Genomic DNA, 16,866 nt, shown 5'->3' with positions numbered 1-16,866 from the left:
CGCGGTTTGTGGTCTGCACGGCGTCATTGCAGCCAGCCGAGCAGCACCCGCGTATCGGTACAATTTTCGAGCGTCAGCACGAGGTCCCGCAGGCCCTCCGCCTTCGCGCTGGCCAGCACGGAGCCGGCCAGCTCCTCGTATTTTGCGATCAGCCGCTCGTCGCTCAAGGGATTGGCGGGGCTGCCGAGCGGGAATTCGACGGTCGTCTTCAGGTGGCGGCCATCGCGCGTCGTGAGCGCGACCAGCGGCTCGGCCTCGTCGGCCATGGCGGGGTCGATGCGGACATCCAGCCGCTCAAGCCAGCGTTCGATACCGATATCGCTCCAGGCCCGTTCTTCAAGCTCCGTGAGCGACACCTTTCCGTACTGGAGCCGGGCCGCGACCGCATAGGGAAGGCTCATCTGCGCCTGCGCGCGCGTCTTGAGCGTCTTACCGCCGCACATGCCGAACTGGAAACCACTCATGTCGGCGGTGATCGCCGCGACGTCCGTGCTTGCAAGCCCGTAATCGCCCAGGAGCTTGTCGACGGCGTCGATGGCCGAGTGGGTGCCCCGGCAGGTGGCGTGTGGCTTGATCGAGCAGCGCTCGATACGCCAGTTGTCGCCAAAGCCGCGGACCAGCGCCGACGGATCACTTTCCTCCCGGCAGAACGCCTGAAAGAAACTTCCCCAGGCTGTGGCGTCGAAGACGTCGCCTGGTCCCGCAAAGCCGTCGCCGGCAAGACGCGCGGCGAGGAGCCCGCCTTCGGCGGCACGGCCGGAATGCAGCTTCTTCGCCGGGCTTCCGTCATGGATGAAAGCCCATGTTCCGCCGGCAAAGGAGCAGGCGAGGCCGAGGGCCGAGGCGATGCGCGCCGCGTCGAAGCCATAGAGCGTGCCGACCGCTGCCGCCGCGCCGAAAGCGCCGCAGGTTCCGGTGGAATGCCACCCGAGCCCGTTGTGGGTCTCGTAGCCGCCCGCCGCCTCCAGCACCCGCCGGCCGACCTCGTAGCCGATCAGGACGCTTTTCAGGAATTCGCAGCCGTGGACCGGCCGGTCGATCTCGCCCAGAGCCGCGACGACTGCAGGCAGGACCACCGCGCCGGAATGATCGCATCCCCCGCAATCGTCGAGCTCAAGCGCATGGGCCGAAACGCCGTTGACGAGCGCAGCCGTGCGGGCATCGACGGTATGCGGTGTGCCCCAGACGGACGACGCGCCGCTGAGGCGTTCCGCGCCGAGGGCGGCAAGCGCCATGCGCGTTTCCGCCGAGGCTGCGCCGGCGATCGCGACGCCGAACGTGTCGAGCACATGCAGCTTTGCCTTTCGCACGGTCGCTTCCGGGAAATCGTCGAAGCTCACCGCGGCAAGCCTGGCCGCCAGCGACTGCAGAACCTTCTCAGTCATGGGATTGCTGCTCCTGCAGATAGGCATCGAAAACATGGATGGGATGGGTCGGCGGTGGGGCGACGCCCTGTGCCCGATGCCAGTCCGCGACCATTGCACCGGTGGCGATCCAGACGTCATCGAAGCCGCGAATATGCGCCAGGAGCTCCTCGACGATCGAGATTCGCCCGGGCGTGCCGCTCCACTCCGGCCTCAGTTGCAGGACGTAACACAGCCCGAAGCGGCGATAGGCGTCGAACTCCGCGATCCAGTTGTGCAGCACGCCGTCGTAGGACGGGATGCGGCCCTGCCCCTTGGGAAAGGCGGGCGTGAAGTTGAACTGGAAATAGGGCCGGTCCTCAAGCTCGATATGAACCGGGATTTCCACCAGACGGGAGGGATACAGATAGGGCACGTCATCGCCATTGAGCGAAGCCGACCACTCGTATCCGGCCTCCAGCAGCAGCCCGTCGAAGCCACGCGGCCAGTTTCCAGCCGGCAGGCGGAAACCGCTCGTCCTCTTGCCGGAAAGCTGTTCGAGCGCCTCGCGCGACCGCTTCAACAGGTCCGCCGATTGCACCGCCGGCAGGCTGTCATGCCGTTCGAAGGCCCAGCCGTGGCTTTCGAGGTCGTGGCCGGCATCGGCCACCATCTTCAGGAGATCCGCATGCTGCCCGGCCACCGTTCCGGGGACGAACCAGCTTGCGGCAATGCCGGAAGATGCAAAGGCCCGGCAGAGGCGCTCGACGCCGCGCGCAGCGCCGTATTTCCAGACGGAAAAGCTCTTGCTGCGCTGGAGAAGATCCGGCGCGCACGCCACCGCATCCATGCCGTCGTCGAAGACTGCCGAGACCACGACAGCGCAGCGCTTGCCTTCCGGCCATGTCATTGACTGCTCGCTCATGCTGGCATTCCCCCGATCTCGTGGGAATGGCGTTCGATCCACCAGCGCGCGACATCGCCGCAACGCGCGGCCCAGACCGCCTCTCCATGCGCCGTGATCGCCTTGAACAGTCCTTCGAGGATCGCGAGGCGGCCTGGCTTGGCGCAGACCTTCGGGTGAAGGATGGTCGTCCAGCACAGGCCTTCGCGGTGATATCCCTCGAATTCCGCGCGCCAGTTCTGCTCGACCGTACGATAGTCGGAGATTCGATCGAGGCCGATCGGGAAATCCGGCTCCTCGGTATAGGCGAGTGCCGTGTAGTCATCGATGTCCCATCGGCCGGGAATTTCCACGAGGCCATGGCCGGATGCCGTGCCCGGGTGGAAATAGGGACGGTCGTCGCCGCGCATGGAGCTGGAATAGAGGACGCCGAAATCGCGCAGGAGACCGGCCGTATCGGCGCCCCAGTCGCCGGAGGGCGTGCGGAAGCCGATCGGCGTCACGCCGAGCCGATCCTGGAAAATGGCGCGGGAGCGCTCCATGACCTCGAGCTGCTGCTCACGGCCAAGATCGATGAACACCTCGTGACGATGTCCGTGATAGGCGACCTCGTGGCCGTCCCGCACGACGCGCTCGCAGACGGCGCGCCAGTGCAAAACGATCCAGGTGGGAATGAAGAAAGTGGCCTTGAGATCGTAGACCGCCAGAAGGTCGAGCAGTCGCGGCAGGGCCTTCCAGGGACCATAAGCGCCCTGGGTGAAATAGCGCGGGTTCGACAACAGCGAACCATCGAGCATTGAATCGCCCGTCGGCCCATCGACATCGAAGGCAAGCGCGACGGCAGACTGTTTTCCGGATGGCCAAAGCGAAGCCCGGGGGCCGGGGGCGGGAAAAGTGTCGTTGAGCATTCTCTTTGTCCGGTTTCATCCGTCCCCGGCGGCACGCCGGGAACGGTCTTTCAGGGCAAGGCTCTCCCGTTCCGGCAGGATGCCGTTTGAAACAGGGGGCTTTGAAGGGATTGCCGCCCGGCTATGTCCGAAGGATCGGTTGTGCGGGCGGACGCGGCGTCTTACTTGACGCCGTTGATCACGGCATGCGGCACAGCGTTGTGCACGAGGCCCCACTTCGTCAGCAGTTCGTTGTACGTGCCATCCTTGATCAGTTCGTCGAGGGCGCCGGCGACGGCATCGCGCAATGCGGTGTTGTCCTTCTTGAAGCCCATGCCGAAGGTGTCGTTGCTCAGCAGCGGATCGCCGACGAGCGTGAACGTGTCGGGCTCGACGCGCATCTGGTAGGCGATGGTTTCGATACCCTGCACCACGGCGTCATAGCGGCCCTGCTTCATGCCGAGGCGGGCTGCGTTGGAATCGGCCGTGCCTTCGAACTTGATCGCCGGCTTCCCCTTGCCAACGCAATTGGCTTCGCTCCAGCCGGTGACGTTCTCGCCGAAGCTCGTGCTGCGGCTGCCGGCGACCGTCTTGCCGCAAAGGTCTTCCGCCGTCTTGTACTGCGCGGCATTGGCATTCGTCGTGAACAGGATCGGTCCGCTCGTCAGGTAGTCGACGAAGTCCATGCTCTCCTGGCGCTTCACGTTGTCACTCATGCCGGAAATAATCACGTCGCCGCGGCCGGTCTGCAGCCCGCTCTGCAGTTCCTGGAATGCGGAGGTCACGAACAGCGTGTTGAGCTTGAGCTTTGCGGCAATCGCATTCGCCAGATCGACGTCGAAGCCGTCGAGTGTGCCTTTGTCCGGGTTGACGAACTCCATCGGCGGATAGATCGGGTTGGTGAGGATGCGAAGCTCGCCGTCGTTGATGAGGTTGAGCTTGTTTTCGGCCGTGGCGGCGCCGGCGGACAGAAGTGCGAGCGCGGAAACGGCTACCCTTAGAAATTTCATGGTATTCTCCTCTTGAGGCTGTTCTTTGTTTTCAAAGCACCGCAGAGATGAAGCTCTTCACTCTGGGATTGGTGGGATTTTCCAGGATTTCGCCGGGCGTTCCGGTCTCGACGATCCGCCCGGCGTCCATGAACACGACCCGGTCCGCCACCTCCCGGCAGAAGCCGAGTTCGTGGGTGACGACGATCATCGTCGTTCCTGACGCCGCAAGTTCCTTCATGACGCCGAGCACCTCGCCAACGAGTTCGGGATCGAGCGCGGATGTCGGCTCGTCGAACAGCATGGCCTTGGGCTTCATGGCGAGCGCGCGGGCGATCGCCACACGCTGCTGCTGGCCGCCGGAGAGTTCGCCCGGATAGGCATCCGCCTTGTGGGCGAGACCGACACGTTTCAACAGGACGCGCGCTTCCTCGGCACATTGCTGTTTCGGCCGCTTCTGCACGCCGACCGGCCCCTCGATGATGTTTTCGATCACGGTGCGGTGCGGGAAGAGATGGAACCGTTGGAAGACCATGCCCACCGACTGGCGCTGCCGCGCGATCTCGCGGTCGGACAGGGGATAGAGGCGGTTTGCCTCCCGCCGATAACCGGCAATCTCGCCATCGACGGTCACATAGCCGCCCTCGATGGTTTCGAGCTGGTTGATGCAGCGCAGGAACGTGCTCTTGCCCGAGCCGGACGGGCCGATGATGCAGACGACCTCGCCCTTGCTGATGCTGAAATCGATGTCCTGGAGCACATGGAAAGCGCCGAAATACTTCTGGAGGTTATGGGCGATGATGAGGGGCTCCATCACGCGGCCTCCTCGACGTTGGCCGGCTGGGCCGGCGCGGCTTCGGTGCGTCGCGTGGCGCCCCATCCCCTGGAGAAATAGCGCTCGATATACATCTGCGCGATGCTGAGCACCGTGACGACGGCCATGTACCAGATGGCGGCGACGATCAACAGTTCGATGACGCGCGAGTTGACGTAGTAGATATCCTCGACGCTGCGCAGCACTTCGGAATACTGGATGACGCTGGCGAGCGAGGTGAGCTTGACCATGCCGATGGTCTCGTTGCCGATCGGCGGCACGATGACGCGCATCGCCTGCGGCAGCACGATCTTCATGGTAGCCCGCAGCTTTGTCATGCCGATCGACAGGGCGGCTTCCGTCTGTCCCTGGTCGATGGCGAGAATGCCCGCGCGCACCACTTCAGCGGTATAGGCGCCCTGCTGGATGCCGAGGCCGAGTAAGGCGGCGACGAACGGCGTCATCACGTCCACCGTGCGCAGCGAAAAGACGCCCGGAATGCCGATGGTCGGGAAAATCAGCGCGAGATTGAACCACAAAAGCAATTGCAGAAGCGCGGGCGTGCCCCGGAAGAGCCAGATATAGCCGACCGAAACGCTCCTGAGCACGGGATTGTCCGACATGCGCATCACGGCCGCGAGAACACCCAGCAGGATGCCGAGCGCCATGGCGCAGAAGGTCATGATGATCGTGTTGACGACACCGGCCATGACAGCCTTGGAGAAGAGGTTCGCCCCGACATGGCTCCAGGCGATATCGCCGACCCAGAAGGCCCGCACGAGCAGGAGCAGGATGGCGATGCAGGCGACGGCCAGTAGCTTCGTGCCGATCTTGCGTCGTGGCACGACAACAAACTGGCCGGGATCGGCAAGTCTGGTATCAGTCATATCGGTTCCCCGAAGCTTTTTGCTTCACTGTTGTTATGAATTGGAGGGAGCGTAGTCCCCGCTGCTCTGCTTGCGCAAACGAGTTATGAACATGTGATTTATGCGCTGAACGCATAAATCAGGCATGCGTCGAAGATTTTGGCGAGGTGAAGTGCTCCTGACTGACGGCACCGACCGCCGTAACGGCGCGCTAGCAGATGAACACGTCCCATTGGCGATCTGGTCGAACGCCTACCCTCATGAACAACGATAACGAATGGGGTTTCGAGCCTAAGAGGAACTGGGAAGGCGAGAAGAAGCCTGCTAGAAAAATCCTTGCCTACGAGCCCGCAAACGATGGCGGTCCATTTGGTGATTCAAACCATGCCGGCGTTCCCGTTGACGGCACGAATTTTCCCAAACGGGTTCGCTGGGCCTATAAGAGACGGAAGCCAGCGCCGGATTTTGATAGTATTCCCCATCTGAGCGTTTCAGAGGAAGCCAACCAGGTCATCGATGGCCTGCAGCCCAGGGTTCATCAGTTTTTCCCCGTCGAATACCAAAGTACAAAAGGCGAATTTACAGCTATTCGTTGTTGGTTCGCGCTCTGCAACCCGATTGACGGTGTACACCGCGAACTGACGAACTTGGTCCTGCTTGATGGGCTTGAGTGGCGACGTGCCAAGGATTTGGTTCGCCGGGGAGATCCAGTCCCAAGCCACATAGATCCTAGCGAGCCCGCGAGATTGGTTTTCAGCCTTAGCGCCATCGGAGATCGCCATCTCTAGCGCGATAAGCATACTAGTTCAGCTTACTACATGTCGGACGCAATGGCAGCGCGCTTCAGGCAAGAAGTACTGAAAGTCATCTAACTCGACTGCAGCAAAAAAGAAGTGTTCTGATTGCTCAAAGCCGCATAAATTCTACAGATTGTCTGAAAACTCAAAAAGAATAGGCAGCAGCGAATATAATTTCGCTACTTGAGTCGCGACTGTGGCATGCCTCCACTCTGTCGCTGCTCAAGGCATTTCTTCAAAATTCCGCATTTCGGTTTCGAGCCAGGCGCAGAATTTGCGGACCACTCTCGATTCGGACCGGCGCTTGTAGCGATATGCCCCGATCCCGGCGGGTTCATATCTGGGCAGAGCAACAAGCGCACCGGATCGCGTCTCTCTGGCGGTGAGGATCGGCGGCGCAAGCACCGTGCCGAGGCCCGCGACACAGGCGTGAAGCGCCGCATCGTCCGTGTCGAATTCATGGACGAAGGCCATATCGGCGATGGAAATGCCTGATTCCTCGCACCACAGCTTCCAGTCCCAGTTGCCGGGAGCACATCGAAGAGCCGGTATGTTCGAGACGGTAGTCTTCCGGCGGTTGTCATCCCTCGCCAGCAAGGCCGGTGAGACGACGGGACGGCTGAAGTCGCGGCAAAGCAATTCCCATCCTTCGGCAGGGTCGCCGGCCCGGAAGTAGCGGATGGCCACATCGGACGCCGGAATCGCCGGAAAAGCGAGATATGCGCTCGTTTCCACCCGAACGCGGGCGTCGGGACATAGCACGCGGAAACGGTCCAGTGATGGAATGAGCCAGCGCACCGCAAACGACATGGACGCCAGTACGCTTATCTCGTTTTCATTGCGACAGAGGGCATCGGCCGCTCGCTCGATACACGCAACCGCCGACGCGGCCTCCTGATAGAATTGCTCCCCCGCATCGGTCAGGGAAACGGAATTGTTCCCCCGTCGGAAGAAGCTCACACCAAGCGCCTCTTCCAACTTCTTGATCTGGTGGCTCACCGCGCCCGACGTGACGCCCAGTTCAACGCCGGCGGCCGTCAGGCTCCCGGTGCGCGCAACCGTCGCGAATACTCTTACGGCGTTGAGAGAAATACGGCGTCCGATCTGCATGAATTTTCCTCAGCCTCCCCCCAAAGTCCTCGTTTGAGCGCCAGTCGAAAATCCAGCACAAGAGACAGCAACAAACGCCCAGGAACTGAGATGCGCCCACGCCAGTTTTATACGAATGCCAAGGCTATTGCATGGGTCACGGCCGGGACAGCATTATTTTCTTTGGTCTTCGCGTCGGGAAAATTCGCCGAAGGAAGCGCAACGCCGTTGCAAATCCTGTTCCTCCGTTACATCGGCGGTTTTGCGATACTGCTCCTGGTCGTGGCGGGACGGCGGGAAAGACTGTCCGCCTATCGAAGCCCCAAACCGCTTTCCCATTTCATGCGGGCCGTCTTCGGCGCTTCAGGCGGCGGTGCACTGATCTACGCATCGGCGACCATGCCGATCATGGACGCCACGGCCATCGGGCTTCTCTATGTCGTGTTCGTCATCCCGCTCGGGGTACTGGTTCTGAAGGAAAAGCTTGAAAGGCAGCACCTTGGCGCGATTGCGATATGCTGCGGCGGGGCCGCGCTTGTCATGGCATCGCGCGGTGCGTTCACCGAGTTCCACCTGGCTTATGTCTTCCCGGCCACCATAGCGGTTTTCGGCGCGGCGCTGCTGGCCGTCGAAGGGCTGATGATCAAGATGCTTTCGCACGCCGACCGCGCGATGACGATGCTGCTTCATGTCAATGCGTTCGGTGTCCTGCTGATGGCGGTCCCTGCTGCTGTCCAGTGGGTGCCGCTGTCTCTCGGAACCGCAATGTGCTTTATCCTGCTCGGGCCACTCGCGGTGACGGCGCAATATTGCATCGTCCGGGGCTACCGCCTCGCATCACTGTCGATCGTCGGCCCGGTGGACTACACGTGGCTGATCTTCGCGGGCCTGATCGGATTTGTCTTCTTTGACGAAAAACCAACGCTCGGTGTCGCTGCAGGTTCAGCAATTATCGCCGTAGGCGGCATCCTGCTTGCGGTGATCAAATCACCCTGCGGTGAGCGCGAAAGCACATCGCCGGTTTGAAGCGTGTCCGTAGGCCCGCCGGCTCTGCATCGGGAAGCAAGGTTTCCGCCCATGATGGCTTTCCCGGAAACGGGGAACAATCATGCCTCTGACCTATCTGGCATTCGCTCTCCTCGGCCTCTTCTGGGACGCGAACTTCATCTACATGAAATGGGCGGCGGAGCTGATCACGCCCGCGCAAATCACCCTTCTGCGTGTATTCTTCGGCTTCTTGCCGCTGGCCTTCGTGGCTTGGCGAAAGGGCGTGATCCGCCGGGAGCACCTACGCCATCTGCCGCATTTCCTCGTCATGGCGGTACTAGCGGCGGCCTTCTACTACTTCGCGATCGCGGAAGGCACAGCGCGGCTCGCTTCCGGTATTGCCGGTGTCCTCGGTGCCTCGATCTCGCTGTTCACGACGATTGCTACCCTTCTGTTTCTCCGCACTGAAAAGCCCAACGCATTCACGCTAGCCAGTGTTCTGGCGGGGTTTGCCGGTGTCGTTCTGATCGCCCGGCCTTCGGAGGACAGGACGATCGATATGACAGGGGTCGCCTGGATGCTGGCTGCAACCGCCATCCTCGGCGTCTCTTATACCTATGTCCGTCGTTTCCTGTCACCCCACAACCTGCCGCCTCTTGCGCTCGCGACCTGGCAAACCGGCCTCGCGCCGCCGATAGGCTGGGCTGCCGGTGAAACGATCGGCGTTCTGGAAATCAGTGCGATCATGCGGGGTCTGACCAGCATCGCAATGCTGCAGATAGGACGGCAGGAGGCTGCCCAGAAAACGAACCGGCTGCCAAGTCACAACGCCGTCGGAAAAAATACTGACGCAAAATGACGCAATCATTGGGAAAAATAAAACGCAGTCAGCACACGACTCTACAGCCAGAATGCACGTTCGCATGGGCCGTGGCGTCAGACAGTTTCGACATCGACGCCGAGTTCGCGGATACGATCGAGGAAGACATCATCGTGACTGTTGGTGAACAGCGTCGAAACCACTGAAATGGGGCAGACCCGGTGCGTCGCGGCATGGCCGATTTTCTCTTCGGTCGCTAAAAGCACCGTCTTGTTCGACACCTTGATCATGGCATCCTTCAAATTAGCGTCATCAAAATCGTCTGCGCGCAGGAAGAGATCGTCGTCCACGCCGCATGTCCCGAGAATGCAGAAATCGGCACGCAACGAACGAATCGCATTGTATGCCGTGATGCCGGAAACACCGCGCGTCAATCTGCCAAGGGTGCCGCCCAGCATGATCACTTCGGCGAGCGGATGGTCGAGCGCCGCGGCGGCGATATCGAGAGCCGGCGTGATGATGCGCACACGAAGCGACGGCGGGAGGTTCCGTACGAACTGCACGACCGTCGTGCTGCTGTCCACAAGGAGCGTGGCACCGTCCGGGATGACGGCAGCCGCCGCCCGGCCGATCGATTGCTTGTCGCCAATAGTCAGCCGCTCGCGCCGGTGAAAATCCAGCGCTGGCTTCACGAGCCGGGACGCACCGCCGTGAAACCGCTGAACGAGACCGGCATCCGACAGATCCCTCAAGTCGCGGCGGATCGAATCCTCGGAAACGTTGAAATCCTGTGCCAGCGCCGCCGCCAGAACACGCCCTGATCCGTTCACTTTCTTCAGGATAATGGCTTGCCGCTCCTCAGGTGACAGGCCAGAGATTTCCTGTTGTTCCGCCATATGATTGCGCCCTGCAAATAACGATGGATATCGACGGCGCGCCTCGCCGTCAGGTTTTTATGCTTGAACATGCACGAACATGCAACATACACTGTTCGCCAAATTGGACTTGGGCAAGTTCAGCTCGGACAAGGCACTAAAATGCCATAAGCCATAACTGAGGCGCGGAACACCGCTTTAAGGTTCCCATCGCATGGCGAAGCTACTTGCTTCTTTCAGTGCTTCATATCGCTGCTTTCTTAACGTGTTTGCGAAGTTGTGGCATGCATCGGAAGCGTTCAATCTTCCAGGATCGGGAGGAGCGCGCGATGCAGTCCACGGAAGAAACTGGCTGGTCTGTCATGGGAACCGGCACAATCGCGACCGAGCATATGGTGGCGGCGATCCGGAGTGCCGGCCATCAGCCCCTGTGGGTCGTGAGCCGCAACAAGGAATACGCAGAGCTCTTTTCGCAGGACATGCAAATACCCAATGTTTCCCTCGACGCGAGGCGGGCCCTGCATGATCCTCTCGTAAAGTTCGCTTTTGTGAGCGCCATTCGGGACCGGCGCAGGCATTACATAACGGCGGCGGCATCGGAGCGAAAACATGTCCTTTGCGACGGTCCGATTTCGGCGAGCAGCCGCGTTGCCGAAAGCCTTGTTGAGCAATGCCGGCAAGCACGTATCGTGCTCGCGCTGAACCAGCCCGTCCGAGCGGCCGCGCCCCACCAGGCGATGCGAAGGTTGCTGCAAGAGGGCGAAATCGGAACGTTGCAGTCGCTGGTCATTGTCCGTGGCGCGCCTTTCCAGCCGCCGCCAAACCGCCATCCGGATGAAGATGCCGCCAGAGGCGACGTCCTTCTCGATATGTCCATCGAGAGCATCGACTTGGCACGCTTTCTGACAGGACAGGAGCCCGAGGAAGTCTCAGCCCTCGCGTCCCCAATGCAGAACTCACGCGTAAACCAGATTTCATATGCGATACAGATGTCCGGCGGCGCCTTGTTTCAGGTCTACGAAAGCTTCACCACCGCGGAATTCGAGAGTTCTGTCATCCTCGCCGGCGATCGCGGAACGCTGATCGCCCAGGGCACCTTGAGCGGCAGGGGGCATGGCACCTTAATCCGACGGCTGAACGGCAGGAACGAACTGATCCCGATGCGGGAGCGTGACCCGCATATCACAACGATTGAGGCCTTCCTGAACGCAACGAACCGATCTGCCAGCTGGATATGCCTTGGGGTGGACGCCGTTATCGCGCTGCGCACCACCGAAGCGCTCGCAACCGCCCTTAAACGACGCCGCGCGTCTGTCAGCCAGTAACCGGAACGAGACATCAGAAAGGTCTGCGGCATGGCCCGTACACAAAACAAGCTCATCTTCCATTCAATGGCCTCCAAGCCGAACTCGCTGGCGATGGACATCGAGATCACACGCAGTCTCGGGTTCGACGGGCTTGAAACATCGGGACCCAAGATTTCCAGTTTTCTGGAAGCCGGGTTTACGGAACGGGAACTGAGGCAATGTGCTGACGGCCTTTTTCTCCCCGGCATCGGCTTCCTCATCGATCTTGAACGGCAGGGGGATGCCCGCCGCGACATGCTGCGCGAGGCCGAGCATCTTTGCGCCCTTGCTGTCGCGGCAGGCGCAAAGGGCATAGAGGCAATCACCGGGCCGCTCGACATCAGGGTTTACGAGTTCGGGGCGGCCGGCCGGTATCCCGACCTCTATCGCGGCCTCATCGACAAATCGAGAAGCGAGCAGACCGCGCTGACCGCCGCAAATCTACAGGCTGTCGCCGACATCGCTGCCGACCACGATTTGCTCGTCTATCTCGAGGCACTCTCCTGGACACCCCTCAACACAATGGACGAGCAATTGCGCGTTCTCGATCTGTGCAAGCGCGACAATGTCCGGGTCGTCGTCGACTTCTGGCACTCCTATACGTCGGGCGATACGCCGGAGAGGATCGCACGGCTCGACAAGGATTTGATCTACGGAGTGCATCTGTGCGATTCACTTTCCTATTCGGGCGGAATCCCGAACGAAGCGGTACTGCGCAACGTCCCGACGGGCCAAGGCGTCCTAGACTTGCAAGCCTGGGTGGATGCCGTCAAATCGACGGGCTATGCGGGATGGTGGAGCTGCGAGTTGTTCTGCACGCGCCAGCACCAGGACAACAGCTTCGCCGTAGCGAGCGAGCTCAAGGCGCTTATGGAGCGTTTGATCGTGGAGTGAAACCGAGGCATCGCTCACAACAGCCTGCATCAGATTCTCCTGCCACGAGCGCTGCCGGCACTGCGATGCAAAAGTGCCAACCTAGAAATTCACCCTGCGCAACCGCCATGTCGCACGCGTCGTTGCGCGTCAATTTTTTCGTCTGCGCGAAATTGCCATGCCTTTGCCGACTGAAGAAACTCACCCCAATAACAACGACAAACGAGGTGAACTGAAATGAAAAGCCTGTATCTGACGACTGCGGTTTGCATTGCCTTATCTGCCTCGGTGAGCATCGCAGCCGAATCGACGATCAGAATCGACGGTGGCGGGGGGAAGCCTTGCCGGCATTCTTAATCTGCCTGACAATGTCGAGAAGCCGCCCGTCGTTCTCATGCTGCACGGATTTACCGGACAGAAGAACGAATTTCCGATCGCCTCAACCCAGCGCGGCCTTTTTGCCTATGCGGCCGAGCGTTTCGCCGAGAAGGGCATTGCAAGCCTGCGGATCGATTTCCGCGGTTCCGGAGAGAGCGATGGCGCATGGGAGGACACCACGTTTTCCGGCCAGATCAAGGACGCCGTGTCGGCATTCGACTATCTACAGACCCTTTCCAGCGTCGATATCACCAAAGTCGGGATTCTGGGATACAGCCAGGGAGGCCTGGTCGGCGGCCATTTGGCGGCATTGCGTCAAGAAGCCTTTGCCGTTGTGTTGTGGGCGCCCGTGACCAATCCCGCTTCCACCTACACTATGATCATGGGAGCAGACGCGGTCGAGAAGGCGCTCGCGGGTCCTGCTGACGCGGTCAATACCGCGAAACTCTCCTGGGGTGGGGAAACGAAGCTAAAGGGGGCGTTCTTCCAGCAGCTTCACCGCTTCAACCCGATCGGTGCCATCGGACGCTATGAGGGCCCGTTGCGCGTCATCGTGGGAAAACGTGAGACCATCGTCACGCCGCAGCCGGCAGCCGGAGAGATCCTTCTCGACTACCACGACGGGCCGGAGGACTTGGTGGTGGTCGATTCCGACCATGACTGGAATGCGGGAACCACCACGACGACCGTTGACGATGTCCTGATTCCCAAATCCGTGGAGTGGTTCAAGGCAGAGCACTAGCCGGCACGCCAATGCGCGCCAGTCGAAAAGCGTTGCACCTCCTGAACGGGCGCGTTGCTCATGGCAGGTCCACCCTGCTATGAGCCCGATATACATCCAAAACGGCGATCGCTTAGAGGGCTTCCCGGTTCTGTTTCAGTTTGCCGCCCAGCCGGAACATAACCGCTGCTATCGCCACGAAGACCACCATGATCAGGACGAAGCTCATGACGAGGCTCGTCGCCTGTGCCAGGAAGCCGAGCACGGCCGGACCAAGGAGCAGTCCGCTGTAACCCATCGTGGTGACGATGGATATCGCCCTGCCCGCGGCCTCTCGGCCAACTTTTCCCGCACTCGCGAATACCGCCGGCACCATGTTTGCGGCGCCGAGCCCGCAAAGAACAAGCGCGGCCAGGGACAGTGTCGCACTGTTGGCGAAGAGCAGAATGGCGACGGATAAAGCGCAGATGAGGCTGCCGACCCTGATCAGCGGCACATGGCCGACGTGTTTGGTAACGACGTCTCCGACAAGGCGGCCGCCCGCCATGGCAGCGGCAAAGATTGCGAAGGCGTAGGCGCCGTGGCTTTCGGACGCGCCGAGAACGTCAATCATGTAAATCGCGGTCCAGTCCATCATTCCGCCTTCTGCCAGCAAGGCGAGGAAAGCGATCACCCCGAGAAGAAAGATGAGGATGCGTTGAGATGCGTCGAGCGACTTGTTCGGCGTCGCCCCCTCGGCGGTTCTGGGGCTAGGGGGAGAGACCACGGCATGCGTCACAACCATTCGGGTCGAGAACGCCAGGAACAGGACCACCACACCGGCTGCCCCAAGGCAAACCTGCAGGTTGCCGCCATGGCCTATCAGCTTCCCCACCAGGAACGCACCCGCGAGGTTGCCGATGCTGAACACGGCATGAAACGAAGACATCAGGTGCCGTCCCGTGTCCCGTTCTGCCTGGGAGGCTTCCGTGTTCATGGCGACATCAAGGGTCCCGAAGGCGGCGCCAGCGACGAAGACGCCCGCGCCGAGAACAATCGGATTTTCGATGAGGGGAATGATCAAAAATGCTGCACCGAAAACCATGCTGCCGCAGAGGCTCAACGTCTGACTGCTGATCTCCCGGTCGATATAGCGGCCGACATTTATCATAAGAACGATGGCGCCGAGGGCAAAACAGAGAAGCACGATGCCGAGCTGGCCCTTGTTCAGCCCGACGCCTGCGGCAAGCACCGGAAGGCTCGCGGCCCACGCACCAATTCCAGCACCGGCGGCGAGGAAAAACAGATTGCAATGCAACCGGCTCGATTTGCGCAACGCGCTCACCATGACCTGGTCGGACGTCATCGAAGGAGGAACCCCTGGGGCTGATCTTTGCAAAAGTGCCCTTACTGCCCGGCAGCATTCTGCCTTACGCGCGCCGCTGCCTCTGCAAGACGGTCGGGCGCTATCTGCCCTGCTCGCGCCGCCGCCGCAATACCCTCGCAAAGGATGTCGAGGTGCGGCCCGCCTCCGACAAGCAGCAGATCCGCGCCCGCATTGACCGAGGCCACGGCAGTCTCAAGCAGGGACCTCCCGCGCATCGTAGCCGGCGCATCCAGGTCATCGCTGACAATTAGGCCCTTGAAGCCGAAGTCCTGGCGCAGCATCGTCATGACCGCTGGTGACGTGCTTGCAGCATTCTCACTGTCGATCGCGGCGATGGGCGCAGGCCCGGTCATGACCGCTCTCGTCCCGGCATCGATGGCTGATCTGAACGGCAGCGCATTGCGGAGAATATGATCGCGCGGCGTGTGTACGGATACGTCCACCAGCGCCGGATCGTTCTTGATGTCGTTGAAACCGGGAAAGTGCTTGGTGACGGCGGTTATGCCTGCACTCTGCACGCCTTTTACATAGGCAGCCACGAGTCGTGCCACGATCTCTGGCCGGCCCCCCATCGTGCGGGCAAGCAGCCACGCGTTGTGTCCGTCGACCACATCAGCGATCGGCGCTAGGAACATCGAGACGCCGAGTTTGCGAGCAGCGGAAGCCGTTTCCCGGCACCGCTCGGCAAGCGCATCGTCGTCAAGCACGGCAGCCTCGTCAAGCGAGGGAAGCGGCGGGACCAGTCCCTCTAGACGCTGGATACCGCCCAACTCCTGATCCACCGCGACAATCAGATGCGGTACGACGGCTTTCAGTCGCGCGATATGGGCATGAAAGACATCAGGTGTTTCGCCGGCGAGCCTTTCGGCCGACATGGCACGAGAGACATATTCCGCCCGCGTTTCCCCGATCAGAACGGAACAACCACCCTTCTCCAAAAAAGGCACCATGACGTCAAAAAAGTCGAACGTGTCGAATGCAGGCAAAAGGACCGCTCGGGCGTCCTGGTCGGGCGAAAAAGTCATTGTTGTCTCCTGAATGTGGAAAGCTCAGCAAGATGCGGGGAGCGCGCCCGGGCGCATGTGGTGGCCGATTTCAAGCACTTATTTTCGTCTGACGAGAAAGCAGGCCGAGGGCGGTCAATCTGTCCTCCAGTGCATCAGCCGTTTGGAAATGCTCGGTTTGGAAGCCGAGGACCGCCGCAGCGGCGATATTGGCCGCATTGTCGTCGATGAAAATACACTCTTCGGCACGGACGCCTGTCCTCTCCAGGAAGTGCCCGAAAATCTCAGCGTTCGGCTTTACCATCTTCTCGCGGCCGGACACGATCAGCACTTCGAAATCGTCCAGGAACGGGAAGATGGCCTGTGCCCTCGGATAGGTCTCGGCCGACCAGTTGGAAATGGCGTGCACCGCTATGCCGGCGGCTTTCAGACGGCGAAGAATGGCTGGTGTTCCCGGAATTTCTCCACCCAGCATTTCATGCCAGCGCAGCCAATAGGCTTCGATCAGATCAGCCTTTTCGGGAAAACGCCCAACGAGCGACGCAATGCCCTCGGCAAACGGCGAACCCGCATCAAACTGTTCGTTCCAAGCCGACGTACACACGTTTTGCAGGAAACTTTTGACCGCCTCCTCGTCGGGCAAAAGCTTGCGATAGAGATAGGCCGGGTTCCAGTCGATGAGAACACCACCTATGTCGAAAACTACACATTTCAGTTCCATTATCCGCCCTCTTACGCGTTAGCGTGCATAATAATGCACAAAAAAGCATAAACCAGCAATAGCTTGCTTCCTAATTTCGAGCTGCC

The 16,866-nt window shown here is 60.7% G+C and carries 17 protein-coding genes; 6 read left to right on the top strand and 11 right to left on the bottom strand.

The window, feature by feature from the left end:
- Nucleotides 1-23: 23 nt before the first annotated feature.
- From AC1RWL_RS00750 to AC1RWL_RS00725, 6 genes are all read right to left on the bottom strand, one after another.
- Nucleotides 24-1,385: an MmgE/PrpD family protein gene (locus AC1RWL_RS00750; RefSeq protein WP_493093695.1), complete on the bottom strand. Its 1,362-nt coding sequence runs from the start codon at nt 1,383-1,385 to the stop codon at nt 24-26.
- The gene (locus AC1RWL_RS00745) at nt 1,378-2,268 is read right to left on the bottom strand and encodes a polysaccharide deacetylase family protein (RefSeq protein WP_493093696.1); all 891 of its coding nucleotides are present in this window, start codon (nt 2,266-2,268) and stop codon (nt 1,378-1,380) included. Before AC1RWL_RS00745 ends, AC1RWL_RS00750 begins: the two co-directional genes overlap by 8 nt.
- On the bottom strand, nt 2,265-3,155 hold the full coding sequence (locus AC1RWL_RS00740; protein ID WP_493093697.1) for a polysaccharide deacetylase family protein: 891 nt from the start codon (nt 3,153-3,155) through the stop codon (nt 2,265-2,267). Before AC1RWL_RS00740 ends, AC1RWL_RS00745 begins: the two co-directional genes overlap by 4 nt.
- 161 nt (nt 3,156-3,316) lie before the next feature.
- Entirely contained in the window at nt 3,317-4,144 is an 828-nt protein-coding gene (locus AC1RWL_RS00735; protein WP_493093698.1) for an ABC transporter substrate-binding protein, read from the bottom strand.
- 31 nt (nt 4,145-4,175) lie between these two features.
- The gene (locus AC1RWL_RS00730; protein ID WP_439627001.1) at nt 4,176-4,937 is read right to left on the bottom strand and encodes an amino acid ABC transporter ATP-binding protein; all 762 of its coding nucleotides are present in this window, start codon (nt 4,935-4,937) and stop codon (nt 4,176-4,178) included.
- A complete protein-coding gene (locus AC1RWL_RS00725) occupies nt 4,937-5,824 on the bottom strand; it encodes an amino acid ABC transporter permease (protein ID WP_493093699.1) in 888 nt (295 codons plus the stop codon). Before AC1RWL_RS00725 ends, AC1RWL_RS00730 begins: the two co-directional genes overlap by 1 nt.
- A gap of 239 nt (nt 5,825-6,063) precedes the next feature.
- On the opposite strand from AC1RWL_RS00725, the gene AC1RWL_RS00720 reads away from it, so the two are divergent.
- Entirely contained in the window at nt 6,064-6,591 is a 528-nt protein-coding gene (locus tag AC1RWL_RS00720; protein WP_493093700.1) for an imm11 family protein, read from the top strand.
- A 231-nt stretch (nt 6,592-6,822) separates the two neighbouring features.
- On the opposite strand, the gene AC1RWL_RS00715 is transcribed toward AC1RWL_RS00720, so the two are convergent.
- Nucleotides 6,823-7,710 carry a LysR substrate-binding domain-containing protein gene (locus AC1RWL_RS00715; RefSeq protein WP_493093701.1) on the bottom strand — a complete coding sequence of 296 codons (888 nt, stop codon included), beginning with the start codon at nt 7,708-7,710 and terminating at the stop codon, nt 6,823-6,825.
- Between the two features lie 90 nt (nt 7,711-7,800).
- Here AC1RWL_RS00715 and AC1RWL_RS00710 point away from each other — a divergent pair, with 90 nt between their 5' ends.
- Both AC1RWL_RS00710 and AC1RWL_RS00705 read left to right on the top strand, forming a co-directional pair.
- Nucleotides 7,801-8,715, top strand: a complete 915-nt coding sequence (locus AC1RWL_RS00710) for a DMT family transporter (RefSeq protein WP_493093702.1) — start codon at nt 7,801-7,803, stop codon at nt 8,713-8,715.
- An 82-nt stretch (nt 8,716-8,797) separates the two neighbouring features.
- On the top strand, nt 8,798-9,535 hold the full coding sequence (locus AC1RWL_RS00705) for a DMT family transporter (RefSeq protein ID WP_493093703.1): 738 nt from the start codon (nt 8,798-8,800) through the stop codon (nt 9,533-9,535).
- A gap of 77 nt (nt 9,536-9,612) precedes the next feature.
- On the opposite strand, the gene AC1RWL_RS00700 is transcribed toward AC1RWL_RS00705, so the two are convergent.
- On the bottom strand, nt 9,613-10,392 hold the full coding sequence (locus tag AC1RWL_RS00700; RefSeq protein WP_493093704.1) for a DeoR/GlpR family DNA-binding transcription regulator: 780 nt from the start codon (nt 10,390-10,392) through the stop codon (nt 9,613-9,615).
- Between the two features lie 308 nt (nt 10,393-10,700).
- Here AC1RWL_RS00700 and AC1RWL_RS00695 point away from each other — a divergent pair, with 308 nt between their 5' ends.
- The 3 genes from AC1RWL_RS00695 to AC1RWL_RS00685 all read left to right on the top strand — a co-directional run bounded on the left by AC1RWL_RS00695 (nt 10,701) and on the right by AC1RWL_RS00685 (nt 13,710).
- A complete protein-coding gene (locus AC1RWL_RS00695; RefSeq protein WP_493093705.1) occupies nt 10,701-11,696 on the top strand; it encodes a Gfo/Idh/MocA family protein in 996 nt (331 codons plus the stop codon).
- A 30-nt stretch (nt 11,697-11,726) separates the two neighbouring features.
- Nucleotides 11,727-12,611: a sugar phosphate isomerase/epimerase family protein gene (locus AC1RWL_RS00690; RefSeq protein WP_493093706.1), complete on the top strand. Its 885-nt coding sequence runs from the start codon at nt 11,727-11,729 to the stop codon at nt 12,609-12,611.
- A 304-nt stretch (nt 12,612-12,915) separates the two neighbouring features.
- The gene (locus AC1RWL_RS00685; protein ID WP_493093707.1) at nt 12,916-13,710 is read left to right on the top strand and encodes an alpha/beta hydrolase; all 795 of its coding nucleotides are present in this window, start codon (nt 12,916-12,918) and stop codon (nt 13,708-13,710) included.
- Nucleotides 13,711-13,822: 112 nt separating this feature from the next.
- On the opposite strand, the gene AC1RWL_RS00680 is transcribed toward AC1RWL_RS00685, so the two are convergent.
- From AC1RWL_RS00680 to AC1RWL_RS00670, 3 genes are all read right to left on the bottom strand, one after another.
- Nucleotides 13,823-15,034, bottom strand: a complete 1,212-nt coding sequence (locus AC1RWL_RS00680) for an MFS transporter (protein ID WP_493093708.1) — start codon at nt 15,032-15,034, stop codon at nt 13,823-13,825.
- Between the two features lie 41 nt (nt 15,035-15,075).
- Nucleotides 15,076-16,080, bottom strand: coding sequence for a glycoside hydrolase family 3 N-terminal domain-containing protein (locus tag AC1RWL_RS00675; protein ID WP_493093709.1), 1,005 nt, complete (start codon nt 16,078-16,080; stop codon nt 15,076-15,078).
- Nucleotides 16,081-16,150: 70 nt separating this feature from the next.
- On the bottom strand, nt 16,151-16,780 hold the full coding sequence (locus AC1RWL_RS00670) for an HAD family hydrolase (RefSeq protein WP_493093710.1): 630 nt from the start codon (nt 16,778-16,780) through the stop codon (nt 16,151-16,153).
- Nucleotides 16,781-16,866: the final 86 nt, after the last annotated feature.

Source organism: Shinella sp. GW821-FHT10F02 (assembly GCF_058809275.1).
Note: the sequence above shows the minus strand (reverse complement) of the source record. Positions and strands in the feature narration are given on the sequence as shown.